This is a genomic window from Bartonella sp. CM86QHHN (assembly GCF_042194695.1).
Taxonomy (GTDB): domain Bacteria; phylum Pseudomonadota; class Alphaproteobacteria; order Rhizobiales; family Rhizobiaceae; genus Bartonella.
The window spans coordinates 1-1,644 of sequence record NZ_JBHIND010000047.1; the positions used below are offsets into that span (position 1 = coordinate 1).

The 1,644-nt window shown below is 39.3% G+C and carries 2 protein-coding genes; both read right to left on the reverse strand.

Annotated elements, in window-relative coordinates:
* Positions 1-243: 243 nt before the first annotated feature.
* Positions 244-1,287 (reverse strand): tyrosine-type recombinase/integrase, encoded by a 1,044-nt coding sequence (locus tag ACFIKX_RS03910; protein WP_375628768.1) that lies wholly within the window; start codon positions 1,285-1,287, stop codon positions 244-246.
* A gap of 2 nt (positions 1,288-1,289) precedes the next feature.
* Positions 1,290-1,538: a hypothetical protein gene (locus ACFIKX_RS03915; protein ID WP_375628770.1), complete on the reverse strand. Its 249-nt coding sequence runs from the start codon at positions 1,536-1,538 to the stop codon at positions 1,290-1,292.
* Positions 1,539-1,644: the final 106 nt, after the last annotated feature.

A 1,644-nucleotide genomic window follows, 5' to 3' on the forward strand; every position in this document is an offset into this window, starting at 1 on the left:
CATCTTTAAAACTCTTTGAGAAAAAATAAATTGGTACAAAACCTAGTGGCAAAATATACAAAACCTGCTGGCAAGCTACAAGCTACAAGGCAAAATATACAAAACCTGCTGGCAAGCTACATTATAGCATGATAAAAGTGCTGTGGCGGAGGGGGTGGGACCATTATATTTATATAAAATCAATAGATTATATAAAAGTTCGGGAGTTTTGATTCCTTTGATTCTTTTAACTTATTTTTATGTCTATCCCGAACCTTTTTGTAGCTTTTTGATTGCTTCTATTGCAAGGCGTTTTCTATCAGCTGTTTTGGTATAAAGGGATGCCATTTTATCTTCTGTCCAGCCAAAAAGCGCTTTCATTTGCGAAACTGTCGCACCAGCATTGGCTGCACGTGTTGCTGCTAATTTTCGCAATCCGTGCGCTGATTTTTTAATACCTGCTGCATTACATGCTTCACGAAAGAGGTTGCCAAAACTTTCTTTGACAAGCTTATTTCCACCTTTACCACAAATGAATGTTTCATTACCTATAGGACCAATTTTAAGGGTTTCCTCTAGTTCTGGCAAAATCGGGAGAAAAACATCTGTTTTAAATTGGCTCTTTTCTGTTTTGAGATAAATGATATTATCTTTGACGTCTTTCCAGCCGATACGAACGGCATCACCACGACGCAAGCCTGTATAAAGAAGAACATCAATCCAGACGCGTTCATGTGTACCATGTGACCAACGGTGATAATATTTGTCTATGTCCTCTTCTAGCCATGGCAGTAATCCCTCACTGTTTAAAGATTTTGGTGCTTTTATATTAAAGGCAGGATTTCTATTTAAAAGGGCATTATCAACCGCCCAATTAAAGAGACCGTTTAAAGAGGTCAAAAAATGTTTTGCCGCCGCGGGGGTCTCTCGCCTTCTATCTACGGCTTCAAGAATGTGTTGTTTGTTTATGCTTTTATATGCACGATCACCGATATGTTTAGAAACATTATTCAGAATTCGATATTTAACTTTTTTAGTAGATTCTGATTGATTATGCCATTGCATGCTTTGTAAATACTGATGCAATAACCAATCGAAAGACCCTTCTGTGAGTCTGGTACGCCTCTTTGTTTTGGAGGAGCCATTTTGCGCTTGTTTAATAGCCAGCGTATAATTGTCAACAAACTCTTGCGTTCCATAGGTTCCTTCAATCCGAAACCGTGGTCCATGACCAATACGTACATACCATATAACTTTACCATGGCGTGTACGTTCACGAACAAGATGCGGTGGACGGCGTTTTGGCATGGCTAAAACTTTATACCGTCGACAGAGGGGCAGCTTTTGCTGGTCTCGTAGTCTTCTTGCTCGTTTTCAAGCGGTGGAAAATCGTCAATGCTATAAGTATTATCTATCGTTGTTGGTGTTATGGTTTTATTGATATGAATTAATAATTCCCCTGTAGGTTTGATTTCTATGAGTTCACATCCTTGTTTTTTAGCTTCTCTTAAAGCACGAGCAATAGCTGGTTGCGTGATAGTAGGTGAGCGGTGTGGCATGTTTATTCCCCTTCATTTTAGATGTAATTCACCCGTGGCGTGAATCACGCTGGTGTTAAAAGTTGGTTTGTGTTGCTAGAAAGGAATGTCGTCTTTTGTTGAAGAG

What these genes read in the sequence shown, in the direction of transcription:
- ACFIKX_RS03910 (WP_375628768.1), bottom strand. Translation starts at nt 1,287, where the DNA reads ATGCCAAAACGCCGTCCACCGCATCTTGTTCGTGAACGTACACGCCAT.
- ACFIKX_RS03915 (WP_375628770.1), bottom strand. Translation starts at nt 1,538, where the DNA reads ATGCCACACCGCTCACCTACTATCACGCAACCAGCTATTGCTCGTGCT.